The 1,005-nt window shown below is 44.3% G+C and carries 1 protein-coding gene; it reads right to left on the bottom strand.

Features of this window, described 5'->3' with window-relative positions; genetic code table 11:
* Positions 1 to 397 precede the first annotated feature (397 nt).
* Positions 398 to 955 (bottom strand): DUF3299 domain-containing protein, encoded by a 558-nt coding sequence (locus A3763_RS15665; protein WP_068506877.1) that lies wholly within the window; start codon positions 953 to 955, stop codon positions 398 to 400.
* Between the last annotated feature and the right edge of the window lie 50 nt (positions 956 to 1,005).

Raw genomic sequence — 1,005 nt, 5'->3', positions numbered from 1 at the left:
AGAGAAGGTGAGTCTCTCAACTAAATGTGACAATTTTGTGTCAGTTTATTTGGAGTCAGAGTAGAACGGCACTTGCTTAAGCATATTTTCAATCTGAATACATGTTTATCTATAGGGTGCAATTCAGATTAAATAAGAGCCATTCATTTAAGGGCCCTTCTTTTGGTTTTCTCCGTGCAGACCATCGGCCGCTCTGTGTCCTTTGTGGTGGATTCATTTTTGGTGTCTTGATCTTCAAGATTAAGGCCCTTAACCACAGAGGGCACAGAGCGCTTTGCTGCACAGAGGAATAATGTTTTTCTAGGCACCCACTGTAAAAAAGTGAAATTCAGTTTAAGTAAGTGCCATACCGCCCGGAGTAAAAACTGGCGTTCTTACTCTGGGCCTAAATATCTATTTAATACTCATAAACCTCGGTGATGGCATCAGTCATGTGGTAGCCCGCAGTCGCAAATTCAGTCATCGACAACTTCGCCTTCATTACCCCACTTACCCAGACAGGCGTCCAAAATTCACTAGTCATTAAGGGCTCTTTTAAAGTCACATAAACGATCTGATTTTCAGGAGGCGGCGGTACATGAATGCAAGCTCCTACATAGGGTACCAGCAAGAATTCCGACACCGAGTCAGCGGTGAATTTGAGAGGAATAATATAACCCGGAATCTTGAGTTTCTGTTGATCAAGAGATTTCACGACTGGTGCAGGCTCCTGAACCTGAGCAGGTATTGGGTTTAGGTCCCCATCGTAAGCCTGCCCCTCGAATGACTCACCTTCAAAGGCGCCGCTTTCGAAAGACTCTCCTTCGAAAAACTCCTGCTCTTGTGGCACCGGAGGCTCCCAACCTTCGGGCATTAAATCATCCCAGGATATCTCTTTATACGTGTCTTTCCCTATTGCAAAAGCAAGCGGAGAGACAACAAGCAACACAACTAAAAGCACTCTTAGTAGCTTCATTTACTTTCTCCTAAAGTTTGATCGACATGCCGTCAGCTAAAGATTGTTTA

It is taken from the genome of Oleiphilus sp. HI0128 (assembly GCF_001635365.1).
Note: the sequence above shows the minus strand (reverse complement) of the source record. Positions and strands in the feature narration are given on the sequence as shown.